The sequence below is a fragment of the Sphingomonas sp. DC4900 genome (assembly GCF_049896485.1).
GTDB classification, from domain to species: domain Bacteria; phylum Pseudomonadota; class Alphaproteobacteria; order Sphingomonadales; family Sphingomonadaceae; genus Sphingomonas; species Sphingomonas aquatilis.
Window position 1 is genome coordinate 241,017 of record NZ_JAFCUK010000002.1, and the last position, 13,624, is coordinate 254,640.

The following is a 13,624-nucleotide window of genomic DNA, read 5'->3' on the forward strand; positions in this document are numbered from 1 at the left end:
ACACCTTAACCGAAACGTTCGGGGTTCATCGTTTCCAATAGGCGCATGTCAAAGGGCGGACCGGTTCGTCGGTCCGCACCACGGCGAAGTGACGTCCGGCCGAACCTGAGCCGTCATCGCGAACGTAGCGCGGCGATCCAGGGCGTCCTGGTCCGGCTCTGGATGGCTTCGCTGCGCTTGCCATGACGGACTGATTTGAGGCCGTCCCGCTCCATAGCGGAATGGTCAGATGCAGGACGGCGCCGGCGACTCCGGCCGCCCTTCAAACGACTTACCCGACCGTCGATCCTATCGACGGTCGGGCAGCGTGTCCCGGACTCGGGAAAGCCTTACTTCTTGGTCGCCGCCGCGCGCGCGTCCTGGCCGTCGCCTTCGGGGGCGGCGACGATGTCGCGCGTCGTCGCGCCCTTGTCGACGACGTTGGTCTGCGGATCGCCGACCTCGGAACGGATGCCGGCATCCGCCGCGTCGCCGCCGGCCTGGTTGACGACGCCATTCTCGGCGGCGCTGCGTGCCGTGTTGCCGCCGAACAGCGCGTCTAGCGTCTGCGCGGTCGCCTGATTGTCCTGCGGGCGGGCGGCGCCCGGCTGCGGCGGGACAAGCGCGAAATCGGGCGGGATCACCAGCGGCGCCTGGCGCGCGACGGCGAATTCGTCGGGACGCGCACGGTCGTAGCCGCGCTTGCCGCAGCCCGAGAGGAGAACGACGCAGGCGAGGCCGGCGAGAATCGGAACTGACTTACGCATGGGGATTCTCCGAGGGAATGTCGCGCTTGTCGCGCATCAGGAGCGCGCGGACAAGCAGCACCAGCACGCCGAGGGTGATCGCGGCATCCGCGACGTTGAAGACGAGGAACGGCTGCCATCCGCCGAAGTGCAGATCGGCGAAATCGACGACGTAGCCAAGCCGCACACGGTCGGCGATATTGCCGAGCGCCCCGCCCAGGATCGCGCCTAGCGCAATGCGATCCACGCGATTGGTTTCGCGCGTCATCCACACCGCGACGGCCAGCGCGATCGCGCTGGTCATCGCGACCAGCGCCCACCGCGTGGTGTTGGTGTCGGCATGGAGATACCCCAGCGAGATGCCGTGGTTGGCGACGAAGCGCAGGTTGAAGAACGGCGTGACGTAACGTTCGGCGGTCAGCGCATTGAGCTGCAGCACGTCGGTGATGCCGAACTTCGTCGCCTGATCGACGACGAACAGCAGCGCGGCGGTGATGAGGCCGGCGAGGGGAAGATTACGCATGGCCGACGACGCTCTCGCACCGCGCGCACAGATCGCCATCCACCGCGACGTCGGGCAGGTGGCGCCAGCAGCGGCCGCATTTGTGATAGTCGGTGCGCGTCACGGTCACCTCGTCGCCCTCACTCACCCGCGCGACGATGAACGTCTCGGCGAGCGCCGCCGCGTCGAGCGGCATCGCGGGCACAGTGACCTCTGCTTCCAGGCTCGACTTCACCTTCTTCTCGCGGCGCAGCGGCTCGATCGCCTCGGTGACGCTCGCACGCAACGAGCGGACGTCGGCCCAGTCGGTGCCGAGCGGCTCGTCACCCGGCAGCGCGGGCAGGTCTGGCCATTCGAGGAAATGCACCGAACCGTCCTCGCTCGGGAAGCGCGCCTGCCACACTTCTTCTGCGGTGAAGCACAGGATCGGCGCGGCATAGCGGACCAGCGCGTGGAACAGCACGTCGAGCACGGTGCGATAGGCGCGACGCTTGGGATCGGTCGCCGCGTCGCAATAGAGCGAATCCTTGCGGATATCGAAGAAGAAGGCCGACAGGTCCTCGTTCGCGAAGTCGGTCAGGCGGCGCAGGTAGCGGTTGAGCTCATACGCCTCCGCCGCCTCGCGCAGGTCCATGTCGAGCTGGCCGAGCAGGGTGAGGACGTAGCGTTCCAGCTCCGGCATCGCCTCGACCGGCACACGCTCCGCTTCGGTGAAGCCATCGAGCGCGCCGAGCAGGTAGCGGAAGGTGTTGCGGAGCTTGCGATAGCCGTCGGATGCCGTGCCCAGCACCTCCTTGCCGATACGCACGTCGTCGAAATAGTCGGTCGAGGCGACCCACATGCGCAGGATGTCCGCGCCGCTTTCACCGATCACCTTCAGCGGGTCGACGACGTTGCCCAGGCTCTTCGACATCTTGCGCCCCTGCCCGTCGAGCGCGAAGCCGTGCGTCAGCACCGCGTCATAGGGCGCACGGCCACGCGTGCCGCAGCTTTCGAGCAGCGACGACTGGAACCAGCCGCGATGCTGGTCGCTGCCTTCGAGGTACAGGTTCGCGCGCACGTCGGCGCCGTAGCGCGCCTCGACGGTGAAGACGTGGGTCGAGCCACTGTCGAACCACACGTCGAGGATGTCGGTCTGCGGTTCGAAGTCGGCGAGGTCATAATCGGCGCCGAGCAGCGTCTGGTGGTCTGCGGTGAACCACGCATCCGCGCCACCGTCGCGGAAGGCGGCGACGATGCGCGCATTGACCGCAGCGTCGTTGAGATAGTCGCCGGTCGCTCGGTTGACGTAGAGCGCGATCGGCACGCCCCAGGCGCGCTGGCGGCTGATCACCCAGTCCGGGCGCCCCTCCACCATCGAGCGGATGCGGTTGCGGCTGCGTTCGGGCACCCAGCGCGTATGCTCGATCGCGTCGAGCGCGGTCTCGCGCAGCGTCGCGCCGTTGCTGGCGCGGCCCTCGCCGTCGTTCAGGATCGCGCGGTCCATCGGGATGAACCATTGCGGCGTCGCGCGGAAGATCACCTTCGCCTTCGACCGCCACGAATGCGGGTAGCTGTGCGCGAAATCGTCGCTCGCCGACAGCAGCGCGCCCGCCGCGCGCAGGTCCGAACAGATCGGGCCTTCGGCGCTGGTGAACTTCTTGTTGATGACGCTGCCCTGCCCGCCGAGCCATGCCCAGTCCGGCCGGTACATGCCCGCGCCATCCACCGCGAAGACGGGGTCGATGCCATGCGCCTTGCACAGCAGGAAGTCGTCCTCGCCATGATCGGGCGCCATGTGGACGAGGCCGGTGCCGGCATCGCGCGTCACGAACTCGCCTGCCAGGAACGGCCGCGGCTTGGCGAAGAAGCCGCCGAGGCCATGCATCGGATGCTTCGCCGTCGCGCCTTCCAGCACCGCGCCCTTCACCAGCGCGATAAACTCTTCCATCTTCAGGCCGGTGCGCTTCATGAACGCACCCATCAGGTTTTCCTCGACGAGGAAACGCCGCCCGCCGCAACCGAAGAGGATGTAATCGAGCGCCGGATTATAGGCGAGCGCCTGGTTGACGGGAATCGTCCACGGCGTCGTCGTCCAGATCACCGCGGTCACGCCGACCAGGATGTCGGCTTCGGGCGCATGGTCGATCTCGAACCCGACGTCGATCTGCGTCGAGACGATGTCCTCATATTCGACTTCGGCTTCGGCCAGCGCGGTCTTTTCGACCGGCGACCACATGACGGGCTTGGCGCCGCGGTACAGCTGGCCGCTTGTCGCGAACTTCAGCAGCTCGCCGACGATCGTCGCCTCGGCGTCGTAATTCATCGTGAGATAGGGGTCGGCCCAGTCGCCCATCACGCCGAGGCGCTGGAACTGGTCGCGCTGCACGCCCACCCATTTGTCGGCATAGGCGCGGCATTCGGCGCGGAACTGCGCGACCGGCACCTCGTCCTTATTCTGCTTCTTGGCGCGATACGCCTCTTCGACCTTCCATTCGATCGGCAGGCCGTGGCAGTCCCAGCCGGGCACATAGGGGGCATCCTTGCCCATCAGCGACTGGCTGCGGACGATGATGTCCTTCAGCACCTTGTTCATCGCATGGCCCATGTGGATGTCGCCGTTGGCATAGGGCGGGCCGTCGTGAAGAACGAACAAATCCCGGCCCTTACGCTGTTCGCGCAGGCGATCGTACACGCCGATCCGCGCCCAGCGTTCCAGGATCGCGGGCTCCTTCGCGGCGAGGCCCGCCTTCATCGGAAAGTCGGTCTTCGGCAGGAAGACGGTGTCGCGCCAATCTTTGGCAGTGTCGGGCGTGTCGCTCATAGGTCGTTACGGCTTAGCGGCAAGGTGTGAACGTGTCATTCACAATGCTCGGGCCCCAGCGGAGAGCCGCGCCCGCGCCTCGGCACAATCCGCCTCCATCTGCGCGGTGAGCGCGTCGAGGCTGTCGAACTTCGCTTCGGGGCGGATATAGTCGATCAGCGCGACCTCGATGGTCTGGCCGTACAGGTCGCCGGAAAAGTCGAAGAAATAGGGTTCGAGCAATTCCTTGGGCGGATCGAAGGTCGGGCGGATGCCGAGATTGGCGGCGCCCTGCACCTGTCGCCCGTCGGGCAATCGCGCGGTGACGGCATAGATGCCGTAGGCGGGGCGGAGATATTTGCCCATGTCCAGATTGGCGGTGGGATAGCCGATCGTCCGGCCCAGCTTGTCGCCGTGCTGCACGGTGCCTTCGATCGCGAACGGGCGGGTAAGCAGCCGTGCGGCCCCGCGCGGATCGCCGGCGCGCAGCAACTCGCGGATGCGGCTGGACGACACCGTCTCCCCGTCCAGCGTCACGGCACCGACCGTTTCCGCGGTAAAGCCGTGCGCCGTGCCGAGCGCGGCCAGCATCGCGACGTCGCCGCGCTTGCCCTGGCCGAAGGTGAAATCCTCGCCGGTGACGACGCCCGCCACCTGCAACCGCGCCGCCAGCCGCTCGGCAAAGGCCTCCGCGGACAAGGCCGCCAAGGCAGCGTCGAAGGCGAAGACGACCATCGCATCCACTCCCGCCGCGGCGAACAGGCGTTCGCGCTGGTCGAGCGTGGTCAGGCGAAAGGGCGGCGTGTCGGGGCGGAAATGGCGGACGGGGTGCGGATCGAAGGTCGCGACCAGCGCCGGCCGCCCCTCGGCCCGGGCCCGCGCGACCGCCTGCCCGACCACCGCCTGGTGCCCGAGGTGAAAGCCATCGAAATTGCCGAGCGCGACGATCCCCCCGGCCAGATGCGGCGGCACCGTCGAGCCGCCGTCCAGCCGCTCCATGTCATGCGCGCCCTAGGACCGTGGCGCCCCCGGAGCAAGAGCGGGCGCAAGACCGTTTCGCAGGAGCCGCAGCACGTTGCCCCCCATCACCTTGGCGATCTCATTCGGTGTGAAGCCACGATCGAGCAGTGCCTGCGTGATCCCGACAAGCTGGCTGGTGTCGAACCCGGTCGTCACCGCGCCGTCGAAATCGGAGCCGAGACCGACGTGGTCGACGCCGACGAGGTCGCGGACATGCGCGATGGCGCGGGCGACGGCGGCGGGATCGGTCGAACAGACCGCCGCGTCCCAATAGCCGATGCCGACGACCCCGCCGGTCGCGGCAATGCCCTTGATCTCCGCGTCGGTCAGGTTGCGGTTGACGCGGCAGGTCGCCTGCACGCCGCCATGGCTGGAGACGACGGGGCGCCTGGCAACGCGCAGGATGTCGGCGACCGCAGCGTGGCTGGCATGCGCGACGTCGACGATCATGCCCTTCGCTTCCATCGCCGCGATTACCTGTCGGCCGAACGGCGTCAGGCCGCCCTTGGCGATACCGTGCATCGATCCCGCTACGTCATTGTCGAAGAAATGCGCCATCCCCGCCATGCGAAAGCCCGCCACATACAGGCGATCGAGATTGTCGAGCCGCCCTTCGAGGTCCTGCAACCCCTCGATCGACAGCATCGCACCAACCGGCGCGGCGGTGAGGCAATGGTCGCCATAGCATTGTGTCCACGCCTTGCGATCGGCGAGCAGGCGATCGATGTCGGCGGGCGTCCGCACCAGGCGCAGCTGCCCCCCCGACGCCGCAGCGGCGCGGTCCAGCTTCTCCGCATGCCATAGCGAGCGTTGCAGCAGCGACCCCCAGGTGCGCGGCGGCTGCATCTGCGCGATCGTGAGCAAGGTGATATTGTCGGTGTCGGCGCCGTTGGCATCGTAATTCTGGTGCTTGGGCGTCTTGGTGACCGACGAGAACACCTGCAGCGCGACATTGCCCGCCTGCAACCGCGGCAGGTCGACCTGACCGCGCGAGGCGCGATCGAGCAGGTCGCGGCGCCACAGCAAGGTATCGGCATGCATGTCCGCGATGGCGAGCGTGCGGTGCAGCGCGCGGGCCTGCGGCGTCACGCGGATCGGCACGGGTATGACGCGGTTCATCGATCGGTCGATCAATGCCGGCGCGATGCCGAAAAAGCCGGCGAGTGCCAGCGCGAGGATCACACCGCCGCCGATCAGCCATTTGCGCATGCCGCCGTCTCCCGCGGGGATCGTCCGCCCCCTGGAGCCGACTATGGGCAATCGCCGGAGCATGAGCCACCCAAAATCGCTCCGCGCCGATGGCGTCCCCATCCGCCAAACCGTCAGCCAATCGTAAGCCGGGGTGGCTACGGCTTGGGCGCCGTCGGCGGTACGCGTGCGTCCCCATCCGCCGCACCAGACGAGGATCGACCATGCGTTACCGGATAGTGCCTGCCGCCCTGATCGCCGTCGCCTGCGCCCAACCGGCCCTTGCCCGCCACCACGCCCGCCCACCACAGCCGGCGGAAGACCCGGCATCGTGGCTTGGCACCATGGACTATCCCCCCGCCGCGATGCGCATGGGCGAGCAAGGCGATGTCGCCGTAACGCTCGCCGTCGACGCGCAGGGCCGCGTCACCGGCTGCCGAATCGACCAGAGCAGCGGCTTCCCCGACCTCGACAACGGCACCTGCCAGCGTCTGTCCCGCCGCGCACACTTCCAGCCCGCCACGGACGCGCAGGGTCAGCTGATCGCCGGCGTCTACACCCACACCGTCCACTGGCGCTTGCCGGGCTGACCGTCCGTCATACCGTTAGTGCCGAAGCAACGTCCCCGACCACAGCAGCACACCCACCGGGAACGCCAGACAGGCGACGGCGGATGCGGTTCGCCGCCAACCCGGGGCGACCACGCTCGACAACGCGAGGACGCCGCCCGTCGCGACGAGCAGCGGTGCCGAGAAATACAGCACGGCCATCACATAGGGCAGGACGTGCGCCGTCGCGTCGGGTGCATCGAAGGCGAACAGGCCGACAAACGCGATCATCAGCGACGGCACCGCCGCCAAGCCCGCCAGGATCACCAGCGCGGCTGCGACGCCGCGCTCGATCCATGGCCGAAATGCCCTCCCCCGGCCATCCTCACGGCGTATCGAAGAGCGCCGCGAGCTGTTCGATGATCGTGCCGCCCAGCTGTTCGGCATCCATGATCGTGACGGCGCGTGCGTAGTAGCGCGTGACGTCGTGGCCGATGCCGATCGCAACGAGTTCGACCGGACTCTTGCCCTCGATCCAGCCGATGACCTGGCGGAGGTGCCGTTCGAGGTAGCTGCCCGAATTGACCGAAAGCGTCGAATCGTCGACCGGCGCGCCGTCGCTGATGACCATCAGGATGCGGCGATCCTCAGGCCGCGCAATCAGGCGGTTGTGCGCCCACAGCAGCGCCTCGCCGTCGATATTCTCCTTCAGCAGCCCCTCGCGCATCATCAGGCCGAGGTTGTTGCGCGCGCGCCGCCACGGTTCGTCCGCCTTCTTGTAGACGATGTGGCGGATGTCGTTGAGGCGGCCCGGCTGCGGCGGGCGTCCGGCCGCAAGCCACGTCTCACGGCTCTGCCCGCCCTTCCAGGCGCGGGTGGTGAAGCCGAGTATCTCGGTCTTCACGCCGCAGCGCTCCAGCGTGCGGGCGAGGATGTCCGCACTGATCGCGGCGATGCCGATCGGGCGGCCGCGCATCGACCCTGAATTGTCGATCAGCAGCGTGACGACGGTGTCGCGGAAATCCGTCTCGCGCTCGATCTTGTAGCTCAGCGACTGCGTCGGGTTGACGACGACGCGGGCGAGCCGCGCGGCGTCCAGCATGCCCTCGTCCTGGTCGAAGTCCCAGCTGCGCGACTGCTGCGCCATCAGGCGGCGCTGCAACCGGTTGGCGAGCTTCGACACCGCCGATTGCAGATGCGCCAGTTGCTGGTCGAGATAGCCGCGCAGCCGCGCCAGTTCGTCCGCGTCGCACAGATCGGTCGCCGCGATCACCTCGTCGAACTGCGTCGTCCACGGCTTGTAATCGAACTGCGGCATGTAGTCGCCGCTCGGGCGGTTGGGGCGGACGGGCTGCGTGCCGTCGTCGCCGTCTTCGCCCGCCTCGCCGTCGAGGTCGTCCATCGAGTCCTCACCGAACTCTTCGCCCTCGCTATCGTCGCTGTCCGACTGCTGCTGTTCGCCGCGCGCATCGACCTGGCCTTCGCCCTGGCCGGCGTCTTCGTCCTCGCTGTCCTCGCCCTCGTCCTGCTGCTGGTCGTCGGTGCCCTCGTCCTCCGACCCGCCGTCGTCCGCCTCCTCGGGCTTCACCTCGCCCTCGATCAGCTCCAGCTCGGCGAGCATCTTCATCGCGAGGGACTGGAAGGCGCGCTGGTCGTCGAGCGCGAGCGCAAGGCCGGACAGATCGGTGCGCTGCTCGATCCAGTCGCGCACCAGCGCCAGGCCGGGCGCAGCGGCGGCGGGTGCCTGCTGGCCGGTCAGCGCCTCGCGCACCATCAGCGACAGCGCGGTCGACAGCGGCACCTCTTCGCGCGTGCGGGCGCGGGTGATCGGATCGGCGCGCAGCCGCACGTCGAGCGCATGGCCCAGATTGTCGGCGATGCCCGCATAGCCGCGGCTGCCCAGCGCCTCGACGCGCGCACTCTCGACCGCGTCGAACACCGCACGCGCCACCGCCTCGGCGGGGGCGTGGCGCAGGTGCATCGCACTGTCGTGATGCTTCAGCCGCAGCGCGAACCCGTCGGCGAAGCCACGCGCCTCCGCCACCTGCTCCGCCGGCAGCGCGCGCGCGGGCATCGGAATCTTGATATGTTTGCCCGACTGCGAAGGCGCATCGGCCGTGAAGGCGAGCTCCACCTCCGGTTCCTCCGCAATCGCCCGCGCCGTGCCGGACAGGACCGCCTTGAATTGGTCGAGAGGGGTTTCGTTAGCCATTACCACAGCGTCTCGCATCCGAACGCCGCCATTTCGCGATCGCACGTCACCAGCACCATATTCTCCAACAATGCTTGCGCCGCCAATATGCGATCGAAAGGATCCTTGTGCGCGCCATGCAGCGCCCCGCCCTTCAGCCCGTGGATCATCGTGACGGGCAAGGTGTGAAATCCATCCGCAACGACGTCTTCTTCGAAACGCTCAAGCCGATCACGCATCGCCGCCAGCTGTCCTTTCCGTACCTTGGTCGCAATCTCCCAAGCGGTTGCGGCGCTGACGAAGACGAGGTTATCCCCATCCTCAATTGCGGCCGCGGCACGCGGCGGCAGAGCCGGATCGGCGAGCCACCACCAAAGCAGGGCGTGGGTATCGAGCAGCAGCCGCATCAGGCGTGGGGCGGGAAGACACTGGCGTTCTCGATCTCGTCGAGCTCCGCCCGCGTAAAACACGGCGCCATGATGTCGTCATACGAAAGCTTCAGGTCTTTCCACCGCCCCGGTTGCCGCCTGCGCTTCGCAACGGGTTCGATCGGCACCAATTTCGCGTAAGGAACGCCGGCCTTGGCGACGATGATCTCCTCGCCAGCATGGGCGCGGTCGACCAGCTTCGAAAACTGCGTCTTCGCCTCGTGGACGTTGAACGTCTTCTGCGGGTCGGCCTCTGCCATCGTGTATCTCCAGTGGATGGACTAAGTAGGTTAGCCCACCCGGCCGATCAAGCCTTTCCCACCACGCTCTCCGGCAGGTCCTTGCCGAAGACGCGCTGGTAATATTCCGCCACCAGCGGCCGTTCGTTCTCGTCGCACTTGTTGAGGAACGACAGGCGGAACGCGAAGCCGACGTCGCCGAAGATCAGCGTGTTCTGCGCCCAGGTGATGACGGTGCGCGGGCTCATGACGGTCGAGATGTCGCCGTTGATGAAGCCCTTGCGCGTCATGTCGGCGACGCGGACCATGTTATCCACCTGCTTCTTGCCTTCGGGCTTGTCGTATTCGCCCGACTTGGCGAGCACGATCTGCGCCTCGGTCGCGGCGGGCAGGTAGTTGAGCGTCACGACGATGTTCCAGCGGTCCATCTGGCCCTGGTTGATCTGCTGCGTGCCGTGATACAGGCCGCTCGTGTCGCCAAGGCCGACCGTATTGGCGGTCGCGAACAGGCGGAACCATTTGTTCGGGCGGATGACGCGATTCTGGTCGAGCAGAGTCAGCTTGCCCTCGGTCTCCAGCACGCGCTGGATCACGAACATCACGTCGGGGCGGCCCGCATCATATTCGTCGAAGACGAGCGCGGTCGGCGTCTGGAGCGCCCAGGGAAGCAGGCCCTCGCGGAACTCGGTCACCTGCTGCCCGTCCTTCAGGACGATGGCGTCGCGGCCGATCAGGTCGATACGGCTGATATGCGCGTCCAGGTTGATGCGGATGCACGGCCAGTTGAGGCGCGCGGCGACCTGTTCGATATGGCTCGACTTGCCGGTGCCGTGATAGCCCTGCACCATCACGCGGCGGTTGTGGGCAAAACCCGCCAGGATCGCCAGCGTGGTGTCGGGATCGAAGACATAGGCGGGGTCGAGATCGGGGACGCGTTCGTCCGCCTCGCTGAACGCCGGCACTTCCATGTCGCTGTCGATGCCGAACAGGTCGCGGACGCCGACCATCTTGTCGGGGGCGTCGAGGATCGTGGTTTCGCGGCTGTCAGGCTGGGTGTTGGGAATGTCGGTCATCGGGTCGGGGCACCGTTTTCGAAGCGAGGCAAAAGGCAGCCACCCCCAACGCACGAAGCGCGTGAATGACCCACCGGCTACCAGTGGAAACGGATCGCCGCCGCGTCAAGCGATGGCGGTGCCTTCAGTGCGCCGCGTCGGGGCGGACGAGCGTCACGAAGCTGTACGCGGGGCGGTCGCCCTCGGCGGGGTGATCCTCGCGGGCCACCTCACGCCAGCCGTCGAACGGAGGGACGGTGGCGTCGCCGGTGTAGTCGCCGTGGACTTCGGTCAGCTCGATGCGGTCGGCCTGCGGAAGGAACAACGCGAAGACCTCCGCGCCGCCGATCACCGCGACGTCCTCGCCCGCCAGCGCCAGTGCGGCGGCAGGGGTGTGCGCCACTTCGGCGCCCTCGGCGGCCCAGGCGGGATCGCGGGTCAGGACGATGTGGCGGCGGCCCGGCAAGGGCGACGGGAAGCTTTCGAACGTTTTCCGCCCCATCACCATCGCGCGGCCCATCGTCTGCGCCTTGAAGCGCTTCAGATCGGCGGGCAGCCGCCAGGGGAGCTGCCCGTCGCGGCCGATGACGCCATTGTCGGCACGCGCGAGGTGGAAGGTCATCATACCGACACGGCGGCCTTGATGTGCGGTTGCGCCGAATAATCGTGCAGGACGAAGTCTTCGTATTCGTACTGATCGATCGCGGGCGGCGTGCGCAGGATTTCGAGGCGGGGCAGCGGGCCGGGCTGGCGGGTCAGCTGCAGGCGCGCCTGGTCGAGGTGGTTGGTGTAGAGGTGGCAATCGCCGCCGGTCCAGATGAACTCGCCGACCTCCAGCCCGCATTGCTGCGCGAGCATGTGGGTGAGCAGCGCATAGCTGGCGATGTTGAACGGCACGCCGAGGAAGATGTCGGCGGAGCGCTGATAGAGTTGCAGCGACAGCCGGCCGTTGGCGACATGCGTCTGGAACAGGCAATGGCACGGCGCGAGCGCCATGGCGTGCAGCTCGCCCGGATTCCACGCCGAGACGATCTGGCGGCGCGAGGCGGGCTGCGTCTTGATCTGCTGGATCAGCTCGGCGATCTGGTCGATGTGGCGGCCGTCGCCCGCATCCCAATCGCGCCACTGCTTGCCGTAGACGGGGCCGAGTTCGCCCGCTTCGTCCGCCCATTCGTCCCAGATGCTCACCCGCTGCTCCTGCAACCAGCGCACGTTGGTCTGCCCACGCAGAAACCAAAGCAGTTCGATGATGATCGAGCGCAGGTGCAGCTTCTTGGTGGTGAGCACGGGGAAGCCCTGGCGCAGATCGAAGCGCATCTGCGCGCCGAAGACGGAGAGCGTGCCGGTGCCGGTCCGGTCCATCTGCTCGGCACCGCTGGTGAGCACGCGGTCCATGAGGTCGAGATATTGGCGCATCCCCGCTGGGTAGCGGAGGCGGGTGCGAGTCGCCACCCCGGCGGGACTTGCTCCGAAACGGATGCGCGGGACGCTGCACGGCACGGCGCGGCGTGACAGGACATAAGCGTGACGACGACGCCCCCCTTCCCGGTTATGGCCCCCTCGCCCGCTGCGGCCCCCGCCCCTGTGGTGACCGGCGTCGCGACGGCGGCGCGGCTGTTCGCCGGGTTGGCGGAGGGCGCGGTGGAGCGCGCGGCGGTGTTGAATCTCGATCCGAAACGGAGGCTTCTGGGCCGCATCGATGTCGGCGGCGGGCGGGCGTCGGTCGCGCTGTCGCTGCGCATGGTGATCGCGGGCGCGCTGGCGCATGACGCCGCCGCGCTGATCCTGGGCCACGGCCACCCGAGCGGCGACGCCACCCCCAGCCCCGCCGACCTCGCCTACACCCGCGCGCTCGCCCGCGTGTGCACGGCGGTGGAGGTGGAATTGCTCGACCATCTGATCCTGGCGGGCGACCGCATCACCAGCCTGCGCGCGCTCGGGATGGTGTGAATCGGGTGCGGATTCGGGCGCGGCGGGCCGTACCGCAGGTTCCAAAGTGGACGATGTGGACGATACGTAACATGCGGGATCGGAGACCCGAATGTTCGAACCGGAGACTGGAAGGGGGCAGCGGGGCAAAGCGCTCGCGGCATGAGATGGTATGTGGGGCGGGTGGGGTGAAATTGGAAGGGAATTTACACAGCCGTTATGTCATAAAAAATGGGCAGCGCCCATCATCTTCTCTGGCATCTTTCAGCAAGTGGATATTATAATCATCTATTCTCTCTGGATGACAATCGATCATACGCAGCATAGACCTCCTCAAACAAGCCTCCGCAACTTCCATCGACAAAGACAGTATGTCATATTGAGCTTCGCTTGGGAAATAGTAATCTATCTCATGCTCTCTCATTCTCATATAGCTCATAGGCGAAGAATGCGCGTGCGCAGACAAATATGCGTATACTGAAGAAAAGTTCTCTTCATTCCATCCCATAATTTTTTTAGATACCGCACGCATTCCAATAACGTAAATCTCCTCACCACTCAGCACTCTCTTCTTGCGATCCTCGGCAAGTTCACTGAAAGCTGAGCTACTAACAATCTCTAGTTTTAGCTCATCTCTTCCCCGACGCAAATCATCTGCCTCAGCACCGAACCCCCTCAGCAGCTTTAAGCGGTTAACAGTATCGTGTAATTTTAAGACGGTGTATCGAAACCGCTGCTGCTCCTCATCAACGGGATCCAAAAGATAAGCGATCATTGTCGATGCCTCTAATATCATCCTTGCCAAGGACATAATTGCATGATGATCAAACATCGGAGATTCGATCGCTATCGCTCCGATCGAACGGGCATGCGCACAACTTTTTGCGAAAACCATCGAGGCTAGCTCGCCGTTTTTCGTAGTAGGCAGTCCGGCTAAATTCATCGATACATGATTTGCAAAACCGCCGAGCACTGCAAGGCGACTCATTTTCTCTTCGAATTTTGCGGGGAGACGCCGCA

Annotated in this window: 15 protein-coding genes; 2 read left to right on the forward strand and 13 right to left on the reverse strand. The window is 66.3% G+C overall.

Annotation, left to right across the window (positions count from 1 at the left end; all coding sequences use genetic code 11):
* Window positions 1-329 precede the first annotated feature (329 nt).
* The 5 genes from ACP690_RS03645 to ACP690_RS03665 are packed head-to-tail and all read right to left on the reverse strand — an operon-like array spanning window position 330 to window position 6,238.
* Window positions 330-746 carry a DUF3035 domain-containing protein gene (locus tag ACP690_RS03645; RefSeq protein ID WP_017977575.1) on the reverse strand — a complete coding sequence of 139 codons (417 nt, stop codon included), beginning with the start codon at window positions 744-746 and terminating at the stop codon, window positions 330-332.
* A complete protein-coding gene (gene lspA, locus ACP690_RS03650) occupies window positions 739-1,248 on the reverse strand; it encodes a signal peptidase II (protein ID WP_426260170.1) in 510 nt (169 codons plus the stop codon). The genes ACP690_RS03645 and lspA overlap by 8 nt, the downstream gene beginning before the upstream one ends.
* A complete protein-coding gene (gene ileS, locus ACP690_RS03655; RefSeq protein ID WP_426260171.1) occupies window positions 1,241-4,030 on the reverse strand; it encodes an isoleucine--tRNA ligase in 2,790 nt (929 codons plus the stop codon). Before ileS ends, lspA begins: the two co-directional genes overlap by 8 nt.
* A 39-nt stretch (window positions 4,031-4,069) precedes the next feature.
* Window positions 4,070-5,008 carry a bifunctional riboflavin kinase/FAD synthetase gene (locus ACP690_RS03660; protein ID WP_043059870.1) on the reverse strand — a complete coding sequence of 313 codons (939 nt, stop codon included), beginning with the start codon at window positions 5,006-5,008 and terminating at the stop codon, window positions 4,070-4,072.
* A 12-nt stretch (window positions 5,009-5,020) separates the two neighbouring features.
* Window positions 5,021-6,238, reverse strand: a complete 1,218-nt coding sequence (locus ACP690_RS03665) for a dipeptidase (protein WP_426260172.1) — start codon at window positions 6,236-6,238, stop codon at window positions 5,021-5,023.
* A gap of 203 nt (window positions 6,239-6,441) precedes the next feature.
* On the opposite strand from ACP690_RS03665, the gene ACP690_RS03670 reads away from it, so the two are divergent.
* The gene (locus ACP690_RS03670; protein ID WP_426260173.1) at window positions 6,442-6,807 is read left to right on the forward strand and encodes an energy transducer TonB; all 366 of its coding nucleotides are present in this window, start codon (window positions 6,442-6,444) and stop codon (window positions 6,805-6,807) included.
* A 15-nt stretch (window positions 6,808-6,822) separates the two neighbouring features.
* Here the strand turns inward: ACP690_RS03670 and ACP690_RS03675 are convergent, their stop codons facing one another.
* The 7 genes from ACP690_RS03675 to ACP690_RS03705 all read right to left on the reverse strand — a co-directional run bounded on the left by ACP690_RS03675 (window position 6,823) and on the right by ACP690_RS03705 (window position 12,091).
* Window positions 6,823-7,092 carry a hypothetical protein gene (locus ACP690_RS03675; RefSeq protein WP_426260174.1) on the reverse strand — a complete coding sequence of 90 codons (270 nt, stop codon included), beginning with the start codon at window positions 7,090-7,092 and terminating at the stop codon, window positions 6,823-6,825.
* Between the two features lie 58 nt (window positions 7,093-7,150).
* Window positions 7,151-8,977, reverse strand: a complete 1,827-nt coding sequence (gene cobT / locus ACP690_RS03680) for a cobaltochelatase subunit CobT (RefSeq protein WP_426260175.1) — start codon at window positions 8,975-8,977, stop codon at window positions 7,151-7,153.
* Window positions 8,977-9,363, reverse strand: a complete 387-nt coding sequence (locus tag ACP690_RS03685; protein WP_426260176.1) for a type II toxin-antitoxin system VapC family toxin — start codon at window positions 9,361-9,363, stop codon at window positions 8,977-8,979. Before ACP690_RS03685 ends, cobT begins: the two co-directional genes overlap by 1 nt.
* The gene (locus ACP690_RS03690) at window positions 9,363-9,644 is read right to left on the reverse strand and encodes a type II toxin-antitoxin system Phd/YefM family antitoxin (RefSeq protein WP_426260177.1); all 282 of its coding nucleotides are present in this window, start codon (window positions 9,642-9,644) and stop codon (window positions 9,363-9,365) included. Before ACP690_RS03690 ends, ACP690_RS03685 begins: the two co-directional genes overlap by 1 nt.
* A gap of 47 nt (window positions 9,645-9,691) precedes the next feature.
* Window positions 9,692-10,696: a cobaltochelatase subunit CobS gene (gene cobS / locus ACP690_RS03695; RefSeq protein WP_426260178.1), complete on the reverse strand. Its 1,005-nt coding sequence runs from the start codon at window positions 10,694-10,696 to the stop codon at window positions 9,692-9,694.
* A 124-nt stretch (window positions 10,697-10,820) separates the two neighbouring features.
* The gene (locus ACP690_RS03700; RefSeq protein WP_426260179.1) at window positions 10,821-11,300 is read right to left on the reverse strand and encodes a dihydrofolate reductase; all 480 of its coding nucleotides are present in this window, start codon (window positions 11,298-11,300) and stop codon (window positions 10,821-10,823) included.
* Window positions 11,297-12,091 carry a thymidylate synthase gene (locus ACP690_RS03705; protein WP_426260302.1) on the reverse strand — a complete coding sequence of 265 codons (795 nt, stop codon included), beginning with the start codon at window positions 12,089-12,091 and terminating at the stop codon, window positions 11,297-11,299. Before ACP690_RS03705 ends, ACP690_RS03700 begins: the two co-directional genes overlap by 4 nt.
* 108 nt (window positions 12,092-12,199) lie before the next feature.
* On the opposite strand from ACP690_RS03705, the gene ACP690_RS03710 reads away from it, so the two are divergent.
* Entirely contained in the window at window positions 12,200-12,625 is a 426-nt protein-coding gene (locus ACP690_RS03710; protein ID WP_426260180.1) for a JAB domain-containing protein, read from the forward strand.
* A gap of 196 nt (window positions 12,626-12,821) precedes the next feature.
* Here ACP690_RS03710 and ACP690_RS03715 read toward each other — a convergent pair whose 3' ends face one another.
* Complete coding sequence (locus ACP690_RS03715) at window positions 12,822-13,592, reverse strand: DUF5677 domain-containing protein (RefSeq protein WP_426260181.1); 771 nt, start codon at window positions 13,590-13,592, stop codon at window positions 12,822-12,824.
* Between the last annotated feature and the right edge of the window lie 32 nt (window positions 13,593-13,624).

Coding starts and splice junctions, on each gene's coding strand:
- ACP690_RS03645 (WP_017977575.1), bottom strand. CDS start 746: ATGCGTAAGTCAGTTCCGATTCTCGCCGGCCTCGCCTGCGTCGTTCTC.
- lspA (WP_426260170.1), bottom strand. CDS start 1,248: ATGCGTAATCTTCCCCTCGCCGGCCTCATCACCGCCGCGCTGCTGTTC.
- ileS (WP_426260171.1), bottom strand. CDS start 4,030: ATGAGCGACACGCCCGACACTGCCAAAGATTGGCGCGACACCGTCTTC.
- ACP690_RS03660 (WP_043059870.1), bottom strand. CDS start 5,008: ATGGAGCGGCTGGACGGCGGCTCGACGGTGCCGCCGCATCTGGCCGGG.
- ACP690_RS03665 (WP_426260172.1), bottom strand. CDS start 6,238: ATGCGCAAATGGCTGATCGGCGGCGGTGTGATCCTCGCGCTGGCACTC.
- ACP690_RS03670 (WP_426260173.1), top strand. CDS start 6,442: ATGCGTTACCGGATAGTGCCTGCCGCCCTGATCGCCGTCGCCTGCGCC.
- cobT (WP_426260175.1), bottom strand. CDS start 8,977: ATGGCTAACGAAACCCCTCTCGACCAATTCAAGGCGGTCCTGTCCGGC.
- ACP690_RS03685 (WP_426260176.1), bottom strand. CDS start 9,363: ATGCGGCTGCTGCTCGATACCCACGCCCTGCTTTGGTGGTGGCTCGCC.
- ACP690_RS03690 (WP_426260177.1), bottom strand. CDS start 9,644: ATGGCAGAGGCCGACCCGCAGAAGACGTTCAACGTCCACGAGGCGAAG.
- cobS (WP_426260178.1), bottom strand. CDS start 10,696: ATGACCGACATTCCCAACACCCAGCCTGACAGCCGCGAAACCACGATC.
- ACP690_RS03700 (WP_426260179.1), bottom strand. CDS start 11,300: ATGATGACCTTCCACCTCGCGCGTGCCGACAATGGCGTCATCGGCCGC.
- ACP690_RS03705 (WP_426260302.1), bottom strand. CDS start 12,091: ATGCGCCAATATCTCGACCTCATGGACCGCGTGCTCACCAGCGGTGCC.
- ACP690_RS03715 (WP_426260181.1), bottom strand. CDS start 13,592: ATGAGTCGCCTTGCAGTGCTCGGCGGTTTTGCAAATCATGTATCGATG.